The sequence below is a fragment of the Streptomyces sp. NPDC002793 genome, assembly GCF_040295485.1.
In the GTDB taxonomy this organism is placed as follows: Bacteria; Actinomycetota; Actinomycetes; order Streptomycetales; family Streptomycetaceae; genus Streptomyces.
Window position 1 is genome coordinate 26791 of record NZ_JBEOVL010000036.1, and the last position, 19074, is coordinate 45864.

Consider the following 19074-nt stretch of genomic DNA (forward strand, 5'->3'; position numbering starts at 1 on the left):
CCGGGGCGCCCGTCCGAGCCGCTCGGAACCGGACGGGCGCCTGTGTGCGGTGGGGTGACGAGACGTCAGGGGGCGCCGTCGGCGCCGCACTTGATGATGGCGTTGATGCAGTCACGGACCCGTTGTGCCAGGTCCGCCTCGGGCCACACGTTGAAGAAGTCGCCGTGCATGGTGTAGCCGCGTCCTGAGGCCAGCCGGAGGCGGGCCGGGTCGCCGTTGACCGGATAGCGCAGGACCTGGCGGAGCTTGGGGACGGGAACCGGGTGGGTGGACGGGCAGGCGCCGGCCACCGGATAGGCCATGTGGCTCTTGTGGTCGGCCGAGTCCAGGTCCTTGCCGTTCCAGCACTGCGGGAAGTCCAGGTAGCTCTCCAGCATCGAGCCCGCCGGGCAGTTGACGAAGTCGTGGGACGGGTTGACCTCGCCGTGGTGCAGGCACGACCAGCGCGCGAGGGTGTTGTCGTCGGGGCCGGCCGCCTTCGCGTTGCCCGCGACGATCCGCAGACCGCGTGGGAACGGCTGGATGGTGCGGATGATGTCGTCCCGCACGCCCTCGCCGAGGTAGTAGAACGTCGTGCCGGTCGGCTCCACCTCCTTGTCGCCGTCGTACAGCGTGGGAACCCAGTACGAGGACAGGTCGCTCGTGGGTGAACAGGTGGTGCCGGCCCTCTCCAGCGACGCCAGATCGGAGTGGGCGTCGGTGGAGTCGTTGCCGAAGAAGCTGTGCATGTGCGAAGCGCCCGGCAGGTTGGGCAGCACGATCGGGTCGTCGGGAGCCCGGTGTGTGTAGGGGCATTCGGCCAGGAATTCGGCGACCCGGACCACATCGGCGGCGGCCTTCGGTTCGCTCCGCTCGGTGCGGTCCGCGACCGCGTTGCCGGTGGTTGCCTGGAGGAGGGACAGGGTGAGCGCGGCGGCGGCGAGCCCCGCGATGCGGTAGCGCCAGGGCGACAGGGATCTGCGCCCGCGGTGTTCGGTCGTGCGTCGTCCGGTGAAGAGCACGGCACTCCTGTTCCGAGGAAGTGGGGTTCCTCTGACCGGCAGCCCGATCAGGGTGAGAGAGCGCTCTCTTCGTGAACGTACGAGCGTGATGGATACATGTCAAGATGCGGGGTGGCGGTCGTACGTAACCGTCGTTCCGGACGTACTGAAGCGCCCGTCTGCAAGAGGGAGCGCTCTCCTGCCCATGCGTTCGAACGGCTGTCGGAGTGGATTGTCAGTGGCGGGCGGCAGGATGGTGGCCATGACGACGAACTCAGTTGGTGTGCTCGCCGATACCGCCGCGTACGCGGCCGCCGTGGAAGAGGCGAAGCGTGCTGCCGCCGCGTATTACACCGCAGGTGAGAGCGGGCTCGACGACGACGCGTACGACCGGCTCGTGCGCGGGATCGCGGCCTACGAGGAGGAGCACCCGCAGGAGGTGCTGGACGCCTCGCCGACCGGGAAGGTCGCGGGAGGCGCGGCCTCGGGGGACGTGCCGCACACCGTGCCGATGCTCTCGCTGGACAACGTGTTCTCCGCCGAGCAGTTCGTCACCTGGACGGCCTCGGTGGAGCGGCGGATCGGGCGGCCCGTCGCCGCCTGGAGCGTGGAGCCCAAGCTCGACGGGCTCGCCGTCGCCGCGCGTTACCGGCAGGGCCGGCTCGACCAGCTGATCACCCGTGGCGACGGGACCGCGGGGGAGGACGTCTCGCACGCCATCGGGACGGTGCTCGGCCTGCCCGAGCGGCTCGGTTCCCCGGAAACCATCGAGGTGCGGGGCGAGATCCTCATGACCGCCGAGCAGTTCGAGCAGGCCAACACGGTGCGCACCGAACACGGCGCCGCTCCCTTCGTCAATCCGCGGAACGGGGCGGCCGGCACCCTGCGGGCCAAGGACCGCCCGTACCGGGTGGAGATGACCTTTTTCGCGTACGGGGCGCTCGCGCTGCCCGATTCGGGCGAGCTGACGGCCACTCTGGCCGAACTCCCGCACAGCGAGGTCCTGGAGTACGTCGCCGGGCTCGGCGTGCACACGGCGGCGGACACCGCGGTCGCCCCGCGCACCGTCACCACGACGGAGGAGGTGCGGGCAGGGGTGGAGGAGATCGCCGCCCTGCGCGCCTCGCTGCCGTTCGGCATCGACGGCATCGTGATCAAGGCGGACCTGGCCGCCGACCAGCGCGACGCGGGCTCGGGCACGCGGGCGCCGCGCTGGGCCATCGCCTACAAGCTCCCCGCCGTGGAGAAGATCACCCGGCTGCTGGACGTCGAGTGGAATGTCGGCAGGACCGGCATCATCGCGCCGCGCGCCGTGCTGGAGCCCGTGGAGATCGACGGATCCACCGTCAGCTTCGCCACGCTGCACAACCCGGCCGACATCACCCGCCGTGATCTGCGGCTGGGCGACCACGTGATGGTCTACAAGGCGGGCGACATCATCCCCCGCATCGAGGCCCCCGTCGCGCATCTGCGGACGGGCGAGGAACAGCCGGTGGTGTTCCCCGAGGTCTGTCCCCTGTGCGGTTCCGAGATCGACATGAGCGAGCAGCGCTGGCGCTGCACCAGGGGCCGCGACTGCCGTGTGGTCGCCTCCATCTCCTACGCCGCCGGTCGCGACCAGCTCGACATCGAAGGCCTCGGCGCCACCCGGGTCGTCCAGCTCGTGGACGCGGGCCTCGTCCAGGACTTCGCCGACCTCTTCACCCTGGAGCGGGAGCAGCTGCTCTCCCTGGAGCGGATGGGGGAGACCTCCACCGACAATCTGCTGGCCGCGATCGAGACGGCCAGGACCCGCCCGCTCTCCCGCGTCTTCTGCGCACTGGGAGTCCGCGGCACGGGCCGGTCCATGTCCCGCCGGATCGCCCGCTACTTCGCGTCGATGGACCGGATCGTCGCCGCCGACGCCGAGAGCCTGCAGCGGGTCGACGGCATAGGGACGGAGAAGGCCGCGGCCGTCGTCACGGAGCTGGTGGAGCTGGCGCCGCTGATCGGCAAGCTGGTGGCCGCCGGAGTCACCATGACGGAGCCCGGTGCCACCCCGCCGCCGGAGCCCGGCAGCGAACCGGCGGACGCCACCGAGGGGCAGGAGGGGGGCGGCCTGCCGCTCGCCGGAATGACCGTCGTGGTCACCGGAGCCATGACCGGCGCCCTGGAGGAGCTCTCACGCAATCAGATGAACGAACTGATCGAGCGGGCCGGTGGCAAGTCCTCCTCCAGCGTCTCCAAGCGCACGAGTCTGCTCGTCGCGGGGGAGAAGGCCGGATCCAAGCGCACCAAGGCGGAGGAGCTGGAGATCAGGATCGCCACGCCCGCGGAGTTCGCTGAGCTGGTCGAGCCCCATCTGGCCCTGGACGTGTGAGGGAGGACGCGCGCTCATGCCTGGGGATTATCAAGGGAGTGGTGTTTCTGTGCCTTGTATTGCATAGTGAAGGATCGATCATGCCTCTTTATCGGCGGTTCGGTGCGAGCCGGCGCCTGTAGCGGGCAAGACCTGAGGGTGAGGGCCGATGCGTTCTTCGCATGACGGACGGCGGCGCGGCCGGCCGGTGCTCCGGCGGCGGGAGGCGCCCGCCCTCGTTGCCCACCGGCCCGGCCCCCTCAGGGGACTGGCCATCGACCTGGGCAGCTCAGGGGCGCGCGCGTGGGTCCCGGGTCAGGGCCTCGTCGACGGGGGACCGTCCGCCTGGCAGGAGGGCGTGAGCCGGCCGGTCCGGCGGGGGCGCATCGTCGACCCCGAGTCCTGCGCCGGGCTGCTGAGACGCCTCGCCGACACCGCGCTGGGCGCCCACCGGCAGGACAGCGTGATCGTGCTCAGCCATCCGGTTCTGGCCGGACACGAACACCGCGTGCTGGCGAGAGAACTCCTCGCGGATCTCGGCGTGTCCGGCGCCGTGATCCTCAACAGCGCCGGCGCCGCGGCCGCGTGCGCGGGAGGACCGGACGGCGGCCCCGTGCTCGTCGTGGACATGGGCGCCGAACTCACCGAAGTGGCCCTGCTCGTCGACGGGACGGTCGTCGACGCCCGCCAGGCCGAGGCCGGCCTCAGCGACCTCGAACCGCGGTCCCTGCCTGCCGGACTGGTCCACAGCGTCCTCGATATGATCACGTCCATGTGGCGTGAGGACCAGCACGGAGCGGTACGCGGAGCGCTGCGCCGCGGCCCCGTGCTCACCGGTGGCGGAGCGCTCCGCCGCGATGTCACCGACCGGATCGCCGGCCGCCTCGGTGTCCCGGTGCGCGTCGACCCCGATCCCTCGACCACCGTCGTACGCGGCGCCGCGCTGCTCCTGGGCTCCCACCTGCGTTCCGCCGGCGCGGTGGCGGTCCGTCCGGTCCGGCTGAGGTGAGCCCCCTCCCGGGGGCACCCCGGGGGAACGCGCCCCCGCGGGGCCCGCACGGCACACCGCCGCACCAGGCGCGGCACATCCTTGCCGCGCTCCTCCTCGCCGTCCTGACGCTGCTGGGCGGAGCCCCCGGGGCGGCGCTTCCCGTGCAGGGCGCCACCCCGTACGCCGTGCTCGACCCCGCGCATTCCTCCGCGCCGGACGCCGTGGTCCGGGCGGCCCCCGCCCGGTGGACGGATGCCGTCCCCGCGCCGGGACCCCGTGCGGGCGCCGACCGTCCGCACGCGCCGTTCCACGTCCCACCGCCCGGCCACGGCGCACTGCCGCCCCGCACGCAGTGCCTTCCCCTGCCCCGTGGCCTCGCGCCCGTGGCCGCGGGCACCCCCTTCGTCGACGTACGGGCACGGGCGGCGCTGCCCGGTGTACGGGGCCCTCCCGGGGCGGGGGCCGGTCATCCGGCCCGTATCCGGCCCTGTTCCACAGAGCTGTCGCTCCCCCCTCACTGAGTGCGGGGCGGACGACGCCCACTCGAGGGGATCCCCATGACTCGCGCCACCACGGTGCGAGCGGTTCTGGCTGCCGCCGTTCTGCTCGCCTCCGTGTTCATCACGCTGACCATGTCACCCAGACTCGGCCTCGACCTCCAGGGCGGCACCCGGATGGTGCTGCAGGCCAAGGACTCCAACACCGCGAAGGCGGACCGGGAGAGCACCGATCGCACCCTGGAGGTACTCCGGCAGCGCATCGACTCGCTCGGCGTCTCCGAACCGACCCTGACGCGCTCGGGCGAGGACCGGATCATCGTCGAACTGCCCGACGTGCAGGACCCGCGTCAGGCCGCCGAGGTCATCGGCAGGACCGCGCAACTCGGCTTCCACGCGGTGCAGGGCGCCGGAGCCGGACAGAAGGACGAAGGGACGACGCTGCCCGACGAACAGGGCACCCCGCTGGTACTCGGCCCCGAGCGGCTCTCCGGCGCGGGGGTCAAGGACGCCACCGCGCAGTTCGACGCCCAGCAGGCCACGGGCTGGACCGTCTCGCTCGACTTCCACGAGGACGCGGGCAAGGAATGGAAGCGGCTCACCGGGGAAGCCGCGTGCAATCCGGCCGGGGACGAACGGCGGCGCGTCGCGATCGTCCTCGACGAGAAGGTCATCTCCTCGCCCCAGGTGGATCCATCGATCGGCTGCGAGGTCGGTCTCCCTTCGGGTTCCACGCAGATCACCGGCTCCTTCAGCGCCGACGAGGCCCGCGATCTCGCGCTCCTCATCAAGGGCGGCGCACTCCCCGTGCCCGTCGAGATCGTCGAACAGCGGACCGTCGGCCCGACGCTCGGCGCCGACGCCATCGACGCGAGCGCCCGGGCCGCACTCATCGGCGCCGCCGCCACCGCGCTCTTCATCACCTTCGTGTACCGGCTCTTCGGTGCCCTCGCCGCGCTGGCGCTGGGTGCCTACGGCGTGATCTCCTACGCCACCCTGGTCGTCCTCGGCGTCACCCTGACCCTGCCGGGACTCGCCGGATTCGTCCTCGCCATCGGAATGGCGGTCGATGCCAACGTCCTCGTCTTCGAACGGGCCCGCGAGGAGTACGCGGGCCGGACGAGCCGCTCGCTCCGCTCCGCGCTGACCGCCGGATTCCGCAACGCGTGGAGTGCGGTCGCCGACTCCAACGTCACCACCCTCATCGCGGCCGCCCTCCTCTTCTTCCTCGGCTCCGGGCCGGTCAAGGGCTTCGGGGTCACGCTCGCCATCGGCGTGCTGGCCTCGATGTTCTCGGCACTCGTCATCGCCCGCGCGCTCACCGAGACAGCGGCCGGCTCCCGGTTCGTCAACGACTACCGGGGTGTCAACGGCATCGCACGGCCCGGCCGCGTCCGCACCTGGCTGAACACGCGTGACGTCCAGCTGTTCCGGTCGCCGCGCCGCTGGCTGATGATGTCCGCCGCGCTCGTCCTCGTCGCCGTGACCGGGATCCTCGTGCGCGGCATCGACCTGGGGGTCGAGTTCACCGGCGGGCGACTCGTCGAGTACTCCACCAGCCGCCCCGTCGATGTCGACACCGCCCGCGACACGATCGCCGCCGCGGGCTTCGGCGACGCCGAGGTCACCACCGCGGGCGATCAGGACCTCTCCGTACGTACCGGCAAGCTCGACAACGACGGGGAACACGCCCTGCGTGCGGCCCTGGCCGAGGCGGGTGGCGAGACCACCAAGGTGCGCGACGAGCTGATCGGGCCCAGCCTCGGTGACGAACTGCGGCGGAACGCGCTCATCGCTCTGGGCGTCGCGGTGTTCGTGCAGCTCGCCTACCTCGCTGCCCGGTTCCGGTGGACGTTCGCCGTCGCCTCGGTCGGGGCGCTGGTGCACGACGTCATCATCCTGGTCGGTGCCTTCGCCTGGCTCGGACGGCCCGTCGACGGGATCTTCCTGGCCGCTCTGCTCACCGTGATCGGCTACTCGGTCAACGACTCCGTCGTGGTCTTCGACCGGGTGCGGGAGCTGTGGGCCAGGAGCCGCCGGACACCCGTCGCCGACGTGGCCAACCGTGCGGTGCTGCAGACCGTGCCGCGCACCGTCAACACAGGGATGGGAGCCCTGTTCATCCTGGTCGCACTCGCGGTGCTGGGCGGCGACTCGCTCGCGGACTTCGCCCTGGCCCTCCTCATCGGCATCTGCGTCGGAACGTACTCCTCGGTGATGACCGCCGTACCGGGGGCGCTGCTCCTGGAGAGGAGCCGGAAGGCACCGCCGCCGGCCAGGAAGCGAGCACCGAAGCGCGGTGGGCCGTCCGGGCGGGCCCGCCGGGATCCCGCCGACAACGGGGCGCGTGTGTAGCGCGTACCCACGGCGTGCCGTGCGGGGCGGACGCGGCTCCGCCCCGCACGGCGCGTACAGCCGGCTCCGTCGCCGTGCTGCGGCACAATCCGGACCACGTCAAGTGATCGGAGCGTGCTGTGCACCTGCCCGTCGTGCTGCGTGAGGCCCGGGACACGCTCGTACCCGACATGGACGGCCCGCACGGTCCGCTGCCGCCGATGCTGCTCGTCCTGACCGTGCTCACCGGTCTGGTCGACGCGTTCAGCTACCTGCTGCTGGGGCACGTCTTCGTCGCCAACATGACCGGCAACGTCGTGTTCATGGGCTTCGCCCTCGCCGGCGCGCCGACCTTCTCGTTGCTGGCCTCGGTGGTCGCCCTCGTGTCGTTCGCAGCCGGTGCGCTGGCCGGCGGCCTCACCGTCCACGGGGCGAGGGCCCACCGCGGGCGGCAGTTGCAGCGTGCTCTCCTCGTCGAGACCGGCTTCGTCGCCGCGGCCATGATCGTCGCGACGGTTTCGGGGGAGCCGTACACGGGAGGGGGCCGCTTCACGCTCATCGTGCTGCTCGGCCTCGGGCTCGGTGCGCAGAACGCCTGTGTACGCGCGCTCGCGGTACCCGACCTCACCACGACCGTGCTGACCCGCACCCTCACCGGGACCGTCGCCGACAGCCGGCTCGCCAAAGGGTCCGGTAGCCGGGCCGGGCGCCGGGTCCTCTCCGCCGCGGCCATGCTGGCCGGAGCGTTCCTGGGAGCCCTTGCCCTGCTGAACGGGCACCCGACACTGCCGCTGGTGCTCGCCGTGATCCTCCTGGCCGCCATGAGCGCGGTGACGGTCCCGCTGGCCCGGAGCGACGCCGCCTGGACAGGGCCTCTCAGCCAGGCGTGAGGCGGACACGGCGGGCGGGGATGGCCCCGCCCGGTGTCAGGCGCGACAGTTGAAGTACCCGGACGATGACGTCACGGGATCCGTTCACCGATCCGACACGCATCAGGAGTCGCCGTATGCCCGCCGAACCACTGTCCGCACATGACATCGAGGCCGGTCTGCGTGAGCTGCCGGGCTGGCGGCTGGAGGGGGACCGGATCACCCGCACCTACCGGCTGCCCTCCCACTTCGCCGCGGCAGGGCTGACCGTCCATGTCGCCCAGATCCAGGAGGAGCTCAACCACCACTCGGACCTCACCCTGGGGTACGACACCGTGGCCCTCGCGGTGCACACGCATGACGCGGGCGGGGCCGTCACACGGAAGGACCTCGCGCTGGCCGCGCGCGTCGAGGCGATCGCGGCCGGGCACGGCGCACGGACGACGTGACCGCACTCCACGCTCACCGGCCGCTCTCCTCCCGCGGGCCCGGCCGACCGCCGGGCCCGCGGATGCCGCTCAGGCGCCGAGGTTGAATTCGGCGGGGTCGGCGCCGAGGCGCTTGCCTTCGTCGAGCGCGGCGAAGGCGGCGAGGTCGTCGTCGTCCAGCTCGAAGCCGAAGACGTCGATGTTCTCCGCGATCCGTGACGGCGTCACGGACTTGGGGATCACCACGTGCCCCGTCTGCAGGTGCCAGCGGAGCACCGCCTGGGCCGGGGTCCGGCCGTGCTTCTGCGCGACGGCGACCACCGTCGGGACCTCCAGGAGGCCCTTGCCGGAGCCCAGCGGCGACCAGGCCTCGGTCACGATGCCGTGCTCGGCGTGGAAGGCGCGGCACCGGGCCTGCTGGAGCTGCGGGTGCAGCTCGATCTGGTTGACCGCGGGGACGACCGAGGTCTCGCCCAGCAGGCGCTCCAGGTGCTCCGGGTGGAAGTTGGAGACACCGATGGCCTTCGCGCGGCCGTCGGCGAGGATCCGCTCGAAGGCCTTGTACGTGTCGACGTAGGCGTCCTTGGCCGGCACCGGCCAGTGGATCAGGTACAGGTCGACGTGGTCCAGACCCAGCTTGTCCAGCGACGCGTCGAACGCGCGCAGTGTCGAGTCGTATCCCTGCTCGGAATTCCACAGCTTGGTGGTGACGAACAGCTCCTCACGGGCCACACCGGAGGCGGCGATGGCCTTGCCGGTGCCCGCCTCGTTCCCGTAGATCGCGGCGGTGTCGATGCTCCGGTACCCGGCCTCCAGGGCCGTGGCCACGGCCGTCGTGGCCTCGTCGTCCGGCACCTGCCAGACGCCGAAGCCGAGCTGCGGCATCTCGAGGCCGTTGTTGAGGGTGATGGTGGGGACCTGGCTCACGAGCAGTCGATCCTTACGTTGTCGGTTGGGTACTCCCGGAGAGAACGAATACGGGAGCCTAACCATTCCCACCTGCCCCGATCCGGAGAACCGGAAAGTTGTTCCCCTGAGGAGCCGTCAGGAGTCGCCGGAGGAGGCCGGCGGTATCACCGGTAGAGGGCTTCGACCTCCGCCGCGTACGCCGTCTCGATCGCCTTCCGCTTCAGCTTGAGCGACGGGGTCAGCAGGCCGTACTCCTCGGTGAACTGGTGCGCCAGGATGCGGAAGGTGCGGATGGACTCCGCCTTGGAGACCGCCGTGTTCGCGGCCACCACCGCCCGGCGCACCTCCATCTCCAGGTCGGGGTCTCGCACCAGGTCCGCGGGGCTCATCGGCGTACGGTTCTGCATGGCGAGCCAGTGCTCCACCGCCTCGTGGTCCACGGTGACCAGCGCCGCGATGTAGGGCCGGTCGTTCCCCACGGCGATGCACTGCGCGACCAGCGGATGGGCGCGCACCCGTTCCTCCAAACCGGTGGGGGCCACGCTCTTGCCCCCGGAGGTCACCAGGATCTCCTTCTTGCGCCCGGTGATGGTCAGGTAGCCGTCCTCGTCGAGCGCACCGAGGTCGCCGGTGGCGAGCCAGCCGTCGTGCAGCACGGAGTCCGTGGCCTTCGGCCGGCCCAGATATCCGGAGAACACATTGGCGCCGCGCACCCAGATCTCACCGTCCTGGGCGATGTGGACCGAGGTTCCCGGGATCGGCTGGCCGACGGTTCCGTAGCGGGTGCGTTCGGGCGGATTGGCCGTGGCGGCGGCGGTCGTCTCGGTGAGCCCGTAGCCCTCGTAGACCGTGACGCCCGCACCCGCGAAGAACAGCCCGAGCTGCCGGTTCATGCCGGAGCCGCCCGTCATGGCGTGCCGCACGCGGCCGCCCATCGCGTCCCGCAGCTTGCGGTAGACGACCTTGTCGAAGAACTGGTGCTGCATCCGCAGTCCGGCCGACGGCCCGGGTCCGGTCCCGAAGGCCCGCTCCTCCGTCGCCTCCGCGTACTTCACCGCGATCTCGACGGCCTTGTCGAACGCCCCGACGCGGCCTTCCGCCTCCGCCTTGCGCCGCGCGCCGTTGAAGACCTTCTCGAAGATGTACGGCACCGCCAGGATGAACGTGGGCCGGAAGGACACCAGGTCCGGCATCAGCGCCTTCGCGGACAGCTCGGGCTGGTGCCCCAGCTTCACCCTGCCGCGGAGGGCCGCCACCTCCACCATGCGGCCGAAGACATGCGCGAGCGGCAGGAAGAGCAGCGTCGCCGTCTCCTCGCCGGGTTTGGAGAGGAACACAGGCCGCCAGCGGGCGACCATCGTGTCGGCCTCGAACATGAAGTTGGCGTGCGTGATCACACAGCCCTTGGGGCGCCCCGTCGTTCCTGAGGTGTAGATCAGAGTGGCCACCGAATCGGGAGTGACCGCGCGGCGGTGCCGGTGGACGACCTCGTCGTCGATCGTCGCCCCGGCGTCGACGAGCTCGGTCACCGCGTCGGCGTCCAGCTGCCAGAGCCGGCGCAGGTGCGGCAGCCGGTCGATCACCGAGCCGATCGTCATCGCGTGGTCCTCGTGCTCGACCATGACAGCCGCGACCTCGGCGTCGTGCAGCATCCACAGGACCTGCTCGGCCGACGACGTCGGATAGATGGGCACGGACTGGGCGCCCACGGACCAGAGGGCGTAGTCGAAGAGGGTCCACTCGTAGCGCGTACGGGACATGAGGGCCACCCGGTCGCCGAAACGCACGCCCTGCGCGATCAGCCCCTTGGCGAGAGCGAGCACCTCGTCACGGAACGCGGCGGCGGAGACGTCCTGCCAGCGTCCCTGCGCGTCCTTGCGGCAGAGGGCGATCCGGTGGGGATCCTCCTCCGGGAAGTCGAAGACCGTATCGGCAAGACCGCCGACTTGAGGGGCTGCGGCCATGGGTGGGACAGTGAACTCGCGCAATGACCTGCTCCTTGTGGCGCTCCGCACGGCGCCGCGACGCTACCTCACCGTACGAGGCCGCTGGAGGGTCCGAACCCTTCGGGGAACGTGGCACCTGGCCTGGTGCGACCGCAGATATCGGGCCAGATGGGCAAGGCTCGGGCGGACTTCTGACTGCCGGGTAAGTAGCCGGCGCGGGAATCTCCACCAAATCTGTACGCTGCGGTTACACCGAATCCGGGTGCCCGGGCATGACAGGGCCGCGGTGGAGCCGGTCACCGCCCGCCAGGATCGCGGCCGCGAGGGCGTCCGCCGCTTCCTGGGCGGTGTCCCTGCGGCGCCCGTGCAGCAGGACGAAGTCCACGTCCCCGAGCTCCGGCAGACCCGCCCGGGACGGCACCGGCACGAGCCCCGGCGGGATGAGCCCACGGGTGTGCGCCATCACCCCCAGCCCCGCGCGGGCCGCCGCGACGAGTGCGCTCAGGCTCGCACTCGTGCACGCGAAGCGCCAGGCCCTGCCGTGCTCCTCCAGCACCTCCAGGGCGCGCGCCCGGGTCAGGCCGGGAGGCGGGAAGGCGATCAGGGGCAGCGGGCGCTCGGGGTCGATCCGCAGCTGCGGGGCGCCGATCCAGGTCAGGGTGTCCCGCCACACCAGCTCGCCGTGCGTGTCACCGGTGCGGCGCTTGGCCAGCACCAGGTCGAGCCGGCCCGCCGCGAGCTGCCGGTGCAGCACGCCGGACAGCTCCACCGTCAGTTCCAGCTCGACCTCAGGGTGCTCGCGCCGGAAGGATTCCAGGATCTCCGGCAGCCGGGTCAGCACGAAGTCCTCCGACGCCCCGAAGCGCAGCCGTCCGCGCAGCCGGGTGCCCGTGAAGAACGCCGCCGCCCGCTCGTTGGCCTGCAGGATCGTCCGGGCGAAGCCCAGCATGGCCTCGCCGTCCTCGGTGAGGTCGACCCGGTGCGTGTCCCGGCTGAACAGCTGCCGGCCGGCCTCGGACTCCAGCCGGCGGACGTGCTGGCTGACCGTGGACTGCCGTACACCGAGCCGGCGTGCCGCCTGGGTGAAGCTCAGGGTCTGTGCGACGGCCAGGAAGGTGCGGAGCTGGACGGGGTCGTACATGAGCCCAGGCTATCGCGAACCGTGATGACAGTCAGTGCGGTGTACGGGATTCCCGATCGCGGCGTCCAGGAGCAGGATGGGGAGGCCACGATTCCACCGAGAGACACGATCACCGAGAGAGCCCGGAGCACATGAGCCGCCGCACCAGCCGCTTTGCCCCCGCGTTGCCGTCCTGGCTGCGGGTCGACCCCTACATCCTGGCGCTGATCGGCACCGTGGTGATCGCGGCGTTGCTGCCGGTGTCCGGGACCGGCGCCGAGGTGGCTGGCGGAGCCTCGACCGGAGCGGTGGCCCTGCTCTTCTTCCTCTACGGAGTACGCCTTTCGACGGCGGAGGCGCTCGACGGCCTGAAGCACTGGCGGCTCCACCTCACCGTCCTGGCCTGCACCTTCGTGGTGTTCCCGCTGTTCGGCCTGGCCGGCCACGGTCTGGTGCCGCATGTGCTGACCCCGCAGCTCCAGGAAGGCTTCCTCTTCCTCTGCCTGGTGCCCTCGACCATCCAGTCGTCGATCGCCTTCACCTCGATCGCCCGAGGCAACGTGCCCGCCGCCATCTGTGCCGGCTCCTTCTCCAGCATCGCCGGAATCCTGCTGACCCCGCTGCTGGCCGCCGCGCTGCTCGGCGGCGGGGGAGGGTTCTCCGCCGACTCCCTGCTGGGGATCGTCCTCCAACTGCTGGTGCCGTTCCTCGCCGGCCAGCTGCTGCGCCGCTGGGTCGGAGGTTTCGTCGGCCGCCATCGCACGCTGCTCGGCTACGTCGACCGCGGTTCGATCCTGCTCGTCGTCTACACGGCGTTCAGCGAGGGCATGGTGGCCGGCGTCTGGGACCGGATCACCCCACTCGGCCTCGGTGCGCTGCTCGGCGCCGAAGCGGTGCTGTTGGCCCTCATGCTCGCCGTGAGCTGGTACGGCGCCAAGCGGCTGGGCTTCGGGCGGGAGGACCGGATCGCCATCCAGTTCGCCGGCTCGAAGAAGAGCCTGGCGGCCGGGCTGCCGATGGCCAGTGTCCTCTTCGGCGCGCACGCGAGCCTCGCGGTGCTGCCGCTGATGCTCTTCCACCAGATGCAGCTGATGGTCTGCGCGGTGATCGCGAGGCGCCGCTCCCGCGATCCACTCCCGAGCGAGCCCCGCGTCACCCCCCTCCCGGCGGTAGCGCACCGCGTGAGGTGACTCCGCGTCAGGCAAACGTCATGTGCGTGTCCTCCGAAGCCGTTGCGCAGGGAGAGGGAATCCGGCCAGACTGATGTCGGGAACCGTCCGTGCCGAGGGGGGACTTGTGGGGGAACGGGCCGAGGTACTGCCAGGTCGGCTCCGCGGTCGACGCGGACGAAGGGCTGCCTCATGAGTCAGGTCCTGGACACCGCGTTCATACCGCCGCGCGACCGGGAGGAAGTGGTCCGCAACGCGGTGTGGAAGTCCATGGTGGCGGTCGACATCGACCATCGTCCTGCGGCCGAGGACATCTCCGTTCGCATCGGGCTCGGCGCCGCGGGGCCGATCAGGATCTGTTCGGCGCGGGCGACCGCGGTCACCCTCCGTCGCACGGAGCGGCTCGCCCAGAAGGACGAGGAACCGGCCGTCACTCTCGGTGTCCAGATGACGGGCAGCAGCCTGGTGGTGCAGAACGGTCGCGAGTGCCTGCTGAGACCCGGGGAGTTCGCCGTCTACGAATCCATCGCTCCCTACACACATCTCTTCGACGAAGCGGTCGACTACCGCTTCATCCGCTTCCCCCGCGCGGCTCTCGCACTCCCCGACCGGTTGCTGCGCGACATCTCCGCGGTTCCGCTGGGCTCCGACAACCTCGTCGCGCGTCTGGCCTTCACCTACTTCTCCCAACTGGCCGTCAGCGAAGATCTGCACGAGGGCGCGCACGCCGACGCCGTCGCGGAACCCAGCATCGAGCTCCTCCGCGCTGTGCTGACGACCCAGCACGGCGACTCCGCTCTGGCCAGGGGGCCGTTGGAAGCGACACTCAGCCTGCGGATCACTCAGTACATCCGGGAGCGCCTGGCTGATCCCGATCTGTCGGCGGCACGGATCGCCGCCGCCCACGACATCTCCGTACGGCATCTCTACGCGGTGCTGTCCCGCTCGGGCATCAGCCTCGGCGACTGGATCCGTACACATCGCCTGGCCGAGTGCAGGCGAGAGCTGGCAGGCCCGAACGGCCGACTGCGGACCGTGGCAGCGGTAGGGCGGAGGTGGGGCTTCGTGGACGCGCCCCACTTCAGCAAGGTTTTCAAGCGGGCGTACGGGATCTCGCCTCGGGCCTGGCGCGATCAGCACCACCCCCGTGCCTCCGCGCGCCCACGTCGCGGGTGACCGCCTGCGGACCGGCCGCCCGACGATGTGACGACGACAGCGGGACGAACCTCCCCGTGGCACGGCCCGGATGGCACGGCCCGGGCAATCGCTTCCGCCTTTTCGGGCACTCATCGTGCCCCGAAGCTCCCTGACTCGGCGCCGTCGCCGCGTTTAAGCTCCGGGAGTGAGCCTCTGGACCTCCCTCGAACCCGCCTCCACGACAGTGGACCCGGGTGGTAGTACGACTGTGCGGCTGCGTCTGCGCAACACCGGCGACGTGGTGGACGAGTACCGCTTCGAGGCGGTGGGATCGTCCGCGCCCTGGACCGTCGTGGAGCCGCAGACCCTGCGGCTGTATCCGGGAACGACGGGGTCGGTGGAACTGACGATCTCTCCGCCGCGTACGCCGGACGCGACGGCCGGGCCGAATCCGTACGCGGTGCGGATCATCCCGACGGAGCATCCGGAGGCGACGACGGTTCCGGAGGGGAACCTCACCATCACTCCGTTCACGGAGCTGCGGGCGGAGTTGGTGCCGCCGACGGTGAAGGGACGGTTCCGTGGCCGCCCGAGACTGGCCGTGGACAACCTGGGCAACACGAAGCTGACGGCGTCGGTGAGCGGCAGCGACAGCGGTGACCAGCTGTCGTACGAGATACGTCCGAGCAACGTGCAGATCGAGCCGGGCCGTGCGGCGTTCGTGAAGACGACACTGAAGCCGCAGCAGATCATCTGGTTCGGCTCGTCGGAGCAGCGGCCCTACACCCTGGCGGTGCGGCGGTCGGGAGTGACGCCGCTGGACGTGGAAGGCACGTATGTGCAGCGGGGTTTCCTGCCGCGCTGGCTGGCGGTCTTCCTCAGTGTCTTCATGGCGCTGGCGATCACGTTCCTGATGTTGTGGATCTCCTACAAGCCCCAGGTCGCCAGCGCTGCCGTCGAGAAGCCCCAGGAAGCCGGTATCGGCACGTTGCCGCCCGAAACCGCACCGGAGCTCAAGGCGCCCAAGGCCCCGGCCGGCGAGGTCACGGCACCCCCGCCCGCGGCCGAGAACCAGCAGCCGGGCGGAGCGGGCGAGGGCGGCGGTGGTTCCGAGGAGGAGGCCGAGGCGCCGGAGGAGACGGCGGCGACCGCGGTCCAGGAACTGGCCGTGGACGATCCGAGCGGACGGCACATCTGCTATCGGGTGTACGCGGCGGACCAGGGCTGGAGCGACGTCGCGTGCGACGGCGAAGCAGCGGGCGAGGCGGGTGGAGGGCAGCCGCTCAAGGCCGTCAACATCGCGGTGTCCGGCACCAACGGCACATCCGGCGGCGCCTTCGTCCGCAACCCCGCATCGACCAAGGGCGAGGGACACTACCCGGAGCCGGGGACGAACGCCGCCGATGGCATCGACCACTACGTCGGCAGCACCAAGAACGACACCCCGAACCTGATGGGGTTCTCGATCAACGTCGACGATGGCAAGGGCAACGTCTGCCAGTCCTCCTACGTCCACAACGACGCCTGGCTCAACCTGGCATGCGACGTCCCCGGCGACCAGTTGGACTTCACGTACGTCGGCACCCACGACAACGAATTGTGGATCGAAGCGATCAAGCTCAAGGTGTGACCCGAGCCGCCCACCGCTCAAGCGGAGCCGGGGTCGGGAGTGACGGTGTGCGGGGAGCCCCGTATGTCGCCGAGGCCGAGGCCGGTACGGCTGCGGGCGTTGGCCTCGGCGACGCGGGCGCTCAGCAGCTCGGCCGGGCCGAGCGGCCGTAGGCCGGCTGGGTCCGCGTCCCACTCACGGCCACCGCCGAGCGGGCGTAGCTGGAGGTACGGCCCTTCGTGCCCCATCACCAGGCCCACCCGTCCGCTGCCGGCATCGTGCACGGCTGTTCCGACGAGAGGGACCCCGGCATCGGTCACCTGGCCGCTCCGTTCCTGATCACCGCGGCGAGGGCGTGTGCCACGGGGGCGGAGCAGACGCCGAGGTGGACGAGGGCGTAACGACCGGGCCGCGCGCTGTCGCCGTCCTCCGTGTCCGGCCACGGAGTACGCACGTCCATCGCGGGCAGCTGGATACCGGCGCCGCTCAGCGCGGCGGCGAGGTCGTCGCGCGCGGCCACGGCTTCCTGGAGCTTGGCCGTTGCCGGGTCTCCTGCCCGGGGCGTCCGGCGGGGGAGGGGCGGCTTCTGCGGCGGTGGCGTCATGGGGGTCTTCCTTCGGTTGTTCTTTCGCGGATTCCTCTGCGTGACCACGTACCTGTGGCTACGGTGCGTGAGGGGCTGTTACGAGAGTGGCCCGGCCAGAGGTGCGACACACCGAGGGCAGAGGGTGCTTCCCGGGCAGGTGAGGCACCTTCCACACGTTCCACGGAGGACACGATGCCGACGAGGCGGGCGGTTACGGGCCGCAGCAGGGAACCACGCGCACGGTTCGCGGAAGAGCTGCGGCACCTGCGCACCGAGCGCGGCGAAAGCCTGCGGCAGCTCGGCGAACGGCTGGGCTGGGACTGGTCGTTGTTCGGGAAGATGGAGAAGGGCGAGACGGTCGGTGGGCCGGAGGTGGTGCAGGCACTGGACCAGTACTACGGGACGCCGGGACTGCTGCTGGCCATGTGGGAGCTGGCGATCAGCGACCAGTCGCAGTTCAAGGAGCGGTACCAGCGCTACATGTCGCTGGAGGCGGAGGCGACGAGCCTGTGGCACTTCGCGGTGAGCGTGCTGCCGGGGCTGCTGCAGACGCCGGCGTACGCGCGGGAGTTGCTGGCTTCCGGCGGGTTCAGCGGGGTACGGCTGACGCAGCAGGTGGAGGCGCGGATGGGACGGCGGAGTCTGCTGGAGGGCGAGAGCGCGCCGCCGTTCCGGACGATCCTGTCAGAGGCGGCTCTTCGGACGGCGTCGCGGAGTGCGGAGGACTGGCGGGAGCAGCTCGAGTACCTGTCGGAAATGGCGGAGCGGCCGAATCTCACGTTGCAAGTGCTGCCGCAGAGCGCCGGGTTGCACGGGCTGTCGAGTACCGACGTCTGGTTTCTTCGACTGCCGGACAGCCGTACTGTGGCGTATACGGAACACGGGTACGGAGGGGAACTCCACGAGGAGAGCGCTGCGGTGGAACGCATGCAACGTACGTACGATGCGACGCGCGACCTGGCACTTTCCCCAACCGAGTCGCAAAAATTCGTCCTGCGTATGTTGGAGGAACTGTCGTGCGATCCATCGACCTGAGCGCCGCGATCTGGCGCAAGAGCAGCTACAGCAACCAGGATGGTGGCGCGTGCGTCGAGGTCTCCGACGACTTCGCCGCAATCGTCCCGGTGCGTGACAGCAAGAACCCGCACGGCCCCGCGCTCACGTTCGCGGCGGACCACTGGTCGTCGTTCGTGTCCGCGGTGAAGGACGGTTCCGTGGGGGTCTGAGCCACGCGGGAGAGGGCCCGGCCGGCGCAGGGGGCGCTCCCCGTCGGCCGGACCCCTGCCCCGTGCAGCGGGCGGGCAGGCTCAGCCCTGTGACACCATCGCCTCCAGGGCGATGCGGTGGTCTCCCGCGTACACGTTCATGGACTGCCCCCGCAGGAATCCGACGAGGGTCAGTCCGCTCTCGGCCGCGAGGTCCACGGCCAGCGATGACGGCGCCGAGACCGCCGCCAGCATCGGGATCCCCGCCATCACCGCCTTCTGCGCCAATTCGAAGGAAGCCCGTCCGGACACCAGCAGGATCGCCTGCGAGAGCGGAAGCCGGTCGTCGGTGAGGGCACGTCCCACGAGCTTGTCGACGGCGTTGTGCCGGCCGACGTCCTCGCGGATGTCCAGCAGCTCACCCTCCGGCGAGAACAGCGCCGCCGCGTGGAGGCCCCCGGTCCGGTCGAACACCCGCTGTGCCTCGCGCAGCCGGTCGGGGAGGGCCGAGAGCAGCGCGGGCGTCACCCGGACCGGGGGAGTGTCGGAGACGGGATGGCGGGTCGTGGTGCGGACCGCGTCCAGGCTCGCCTTGCCGCACAGCCCGCAGGACGACGTGGTGTAGACGTTGCGCTCCAGTGTGATGTCGGGGACCACGACGCCGGGCGCGAGCTTCACGTCCACCACGTTGTACGTGTTCACACCGTCGGCCGTCGCCCCGGCGCAGTACACGATCGACTGGACCTCGGAGCCCTCACCGATCACGCCCTCGCTCACCAGGAAGCCCGCCGCGAGGGCGAAGTCGTCGCCCGGGGTCCGCATGGTGATGGCGAGCGGCTTGCCGTTCAGCCTGATCTCCAGGGGTTCCTCGGCGACGAGGGTGTCGGGGCGTGTCGTGACCGCCCCGTCCCGGATGCGGATGGTGCGGCGGCGCTCGGTGACCCGTCCCATAGCCG

Annotated in this window: 18 protein-coding genes; 11 read left to right on the top strand and 7 right to left on the bottom strand. The window is 70.9% G+C overall.

Going from position 1 to position 19074, the window contains the following annotated elements; translation table 11 throughout:
* Positions 1 to 65: 65 nt before the first annotated feature.
* Positions 66 to 1001, bottom strand: a complete 936-nt coding sequence (locus ABT001_RS27830) for a DUF1996 domain-containing protein (RefSeq protein WP_351282871.1) — start codon at positions 999 to 1001, stop codon at positions 66 to 68.
* Positions 1002 to 1242: 241 nt separating this feature from the next.
* On the opposite strand from ABT001_RS27830, the gene ligA reads away from it, so the two are divergent.
* The 6 genes from ligA to ABT001_RS27860 all read left to right on the top strand — a co-directional run bounded on the left by ligA (position 1243) and on the right by ABT001_RS27860 (position 8458).
* Positions 1243 to 3339, top strand: coding sequence for an NAD-dependent DNA ligase LigA (gene ligA, locus ABT001_RS27835; protein ID WP_502967536.1), 2097 nt, complete (start codon positions 1243 to 1245; stop codon positions 3337 to 3339).
* Between the two features lie 148 nt (positions 3340 to 3487).
* Positions 3488 to 4327, top strand: a complete 840-nt coding sequence (locus ABT001_RS27840; RefSeq protein WP_351282874.1) for a type IV pilus biogenesis protein PilM — start codon at positions 3488 to 3490, stop codon at positions 4325 to 4327.
* Complete coding sequence (locus ABT001_RS27845; RefSeq protein WP_351282877.1) at positions 4324 to 4830, top strand: hypothetical protein; 507 nt, start codon at positions 4324 to 4326, stop codon at positions 4828 to 4830. The genes ABT001_RS27840 and ABT001_RS27845 overlap by 4 nt, the downstream gene beginning before the upstream one ends.
* A 36-nt stretch (positions 4831 to 4866) precedes the next feature.
* The gene (gene secD, locus ABT001_RS27850; RefSeq protein ID WP_351282880.1) at positions 4867 to 7161 is read left to right on the top strand and encodes a protein translocase subunit SecD; all 2295 of its coding nucleotides are present in this window, start codon (positions 4867 to 4869) and stop codon (positions 7159 to 7161) included.
* A 125-nt stretch (positions 7162 to 7286) separates the two neighbouring features.
* Complete coding sequence (locus ABT001_RS27855; protein ID WP_502967537.1) at positions 7287 to 8030, top strand: YoaK family protein; 744 nt, start codon at positions 7287 to 7289, stop codon at positions 8028 to 8030.
* Between the two features lie 116 nt (positions 8031 to 8146).
* On the top strand, positions 8147 to 8458 hold the full coding sequence (locus ABT001_RS27860) for a 4a-hydroxytetrahydrobiopterin dehydratase (RefSeq protein ID WP_351282886.1): 312 nt from the start codon (positions 8147 to 8149) through the stop codon (positions 8456 to 8458).
* 69 nt (positions 8459 to 8527) lie between these two features.
* On the opposite strand, the gene ABT001_RS27865 is transcribed toward ABT001_RS27860, so the two are convergent.
* The 3 genes from ABT001_RS27865 to ABT001_RS27875 form a co-directional block, all read right to left on the bottom strand.
* Positions 8528 to 9364: an aldo/keto reductase gene (locus ABT001_RS27865; protein ID WP_351282889.1), complete on the bottom strand. Its 837-nt coding sequence runs from the start codon at positions 9362 to 9364 to the stop codon at positions 8528 to 8530.
* A 146-nt stretch (positions 9365 to 9510) separates the two neighbouring features.
* Positions 9511 to 11310 carry an AMP-dependent synthetase/ligase gene (locus tag ABT001_RS27870; protein WP_351282892.1) on the bottom strand — a complete coding sequence of 600 codons (1800 nt, stop codon included), beginning with the start codon at positions 11308 to 11310 and terminating at the stop codon, positions 9511 to 9513.
* 229 nt (positions 11311 to 11539) lie between these two features.
* Positions 11540 to 12433 (bottom strand): LysR substrate-binding domain-containing protein, encoded by an 894-nt coding sequence (locus tag ABT001_RS27875; protein WP_351282895.1) that lies wholly within the window; start codon positions 12431 to 12433, stop codon positions 11540 to 11542.
* Positions 12434 to 12564: 131 nt separating this feature from the next.
* On the opposite strand from ABT001_RS27875, the gene ABT001_RS27880 reads away from it, so the two are divergent.
* The 3 genes from ABT001_RS27880 to ABT001_RS27890 all read left to right on the top strand — a co-directional run bounded on the left by ABT001_RS27880 (position 12565) and on the right by ABT001_RS27890 (position 16348).
* The gene (locus ABT001_RS27880; protein WP_351282898.1) at positions 12565 to 13602 is read left to right on the top strand and encodes a bile acid:sodium symporter family protein; all 1038 of its coding nucleotides are present in this window, start codon (positions 12565 to 12567) and stop codon (positions 13600 to 13602) included.
* A gap of 171 nt (positions 13603 to 13773) precedes the next feature.
* Positions 13774 to 14757: an AraC-like ligand-binding domain-containing protein gene (locus tag ABT001_RS27885; protein ID WP_351282901.1), complete on the top strand. Its 984-nt coding sequence runs from the start codon at positions 13774 to 13776 to the stop codon at positions 14755 to 14757.
* A gap of 166 nt (positions 14758 to 14923) precedes the next feature.
* Complete coding sequence (locus ABT001_RS27890; RefSeq protein ID WP_351282904.1) at positions 14924 to 16348, top strand: COG1470 family protein; 1425 nt, start codon at positions 14924 to 14926, stop codon at positions 16346 to 16348.
* 17 nt (positions 16349 to 16365) lie between these two features.
* Here ABT001_RS27890 and ABT001_RS27895 read toward each other — a convergent pair whose 3' ends face one another.
* Positions 16366 to 16647 (bottom strand): hypothetical protein, encoded by a 282-nt coding sequence (locus tag ABT001_RS27895; RefSeq protein WP_351282906.1) that lies wholly within the window; start codon positions 16645 to 16647, stop codon positions 16366 to 16368.
* The gene (locus ABT001_RS27900; protein ID WP_351282909.1) at positions 16644 to 16931 is read right to left on the bottom strand and encodes a hypothetical protein; all 288 of its coding nucleotides are present in this window, start codon (positions 16929 to 16931) and stop codon (positions 16644 to 16646) included. The genes ABT001_RS27895 and ABT001_RS27900 overlap by 4 nt, the downstream gene beginning before the upstream one ends.
* Positions 16932 to 17105: 174 nt before the next feature.
* Here ABT001_RS27900 and ABT001_RS27905 point away from each other — a divergent pair, with 174 nt between their 5' ends.
* Both ABT001_RS27905 and ABT001_RS27910 read left to right on the top strand, forming a co-directional pair.
* Positions 17106 to 17948 carry a helix-turn-helix domain-containing protein gene (locus ABT001_RS27905; protein ID WP_351282912.1) on the top strand — a complete coding sequence of 281 codons (843 nt, stop codon included), beginning with the start codon at positions 17106 to 17108 and terminating at the stop codon, positions 17946 to 17948.
* Entirely contained in the window at positions 17930 to 18139 is a 210-nt protein-coding gene (locus ABT001_RS27910; RefSeq protein ID WP_351282914.1) for a DUF397 domain-containing protein, read from the top strand. The genes ABT001_RS27905 and ABT001_RS27910 overlap by 19 nt, the downstream gene beginning before the upstream one ends.
* Before the next feature lie 81 nt (positions 18140 to 18220).
* Here ABT001_RS27910 and fdhD read toward each other — a convergent pair whose 3' ends face one another.
* Positions 18221 to 19069 (bottom strand): formate dehydrogenase accessory sulfurtransferase FdhD, encoded by an 849-nt coding sequence (gene fdhD, locus ABT001_RS27915; protein WP_351282917.1) that lies wholly within the window; start codon positions 19067 to 19069, stop codon positions 18221 to 18223.
* Positions 19070 to 19074: the final 5 nt, after the last annotated feature.

Excerpts from the sequence above, each read along its gene's own strand:
- ligA (WP_502967536.1), top strand. The coding sequence starts at position 1,243 with ATGACGACGAACTCAGTTGGTGTGCTCGCCGATACCGCCGCGTACGCG.
- ABT001_RS27840 (WP_351282874.1), top strand. The coding sequence starts at position 3,488 with ATGCGTTCTTCGCATGACGGACGGCGGCGCGGCCGGCCGGTGCTCCGG.
- secD (WP_351282880.1), top strand. The coding sequence starts at position 4,867 with ATGACTCGCGCCACCACGGTGCGAGCGGTTCTGGCTGCCGCCGTTCTG.
- ABT001_RS27860 (WP_351282886.1), top strand. The coding sequence starts at position 8,147 with ATGCCCGCCGAACCACTGTCCGCACATGACATCGAGGCCGGTCTGCGT.
- ABT001_RS27870 (WP_351282892.1), bottom strand. The coding sequence starts at position 11,310 with ATGGCCGCAGCCCCTCAAGTCGGCGGTCTTGCCGATACGGTCTTCGAC.
- ABT001_RS27875 (WP_351282895.1), bottom strand. The coding sequence starts at position 12,433 with ATGTACGACCCCGTCCAGCTCCGCACCTTCCTGGCCGTCGCACAGACC.
- ABT001_RS27880 (WP_351282898.1), top strand. The coding sequence starts at position 12,565 with ATGAGCCGCCGCACCAGCCGCTTTGCCCCCGCGTTGCCGTCCTGGCTG.
- ABT001_RS27885 (WP_351282901.1), top strand. The coding sequence starts at position 13,774 with ATGAGTCAGGTCCTGGACACCGCGTTCATACCGCCGCGCGACCGGGAG.
- ABT001_RS27900 (WP_351282909.1), bottom strand. The coding sequence starts at position 16,931 with ATGACGCCACCGCCGCAGAAGCCGCCCCTCCCCCGCCGGACGCCCCGG.
- ABT001_RS27905 (WP_351282912.1), top strand. The coding sequence starts at position 17,106 with ATGCCGACGAGGCGGGCGGTTACGGGCCGCAGCAGGGAACCACGCGCA.
- fdhD (WP_351282917.1), bottom strand. The coding sequence starts at position 19,069 with ATGGGACGGGTCACCGAGCGCCGCCGCACCATCCGCATCCGGGACGGG.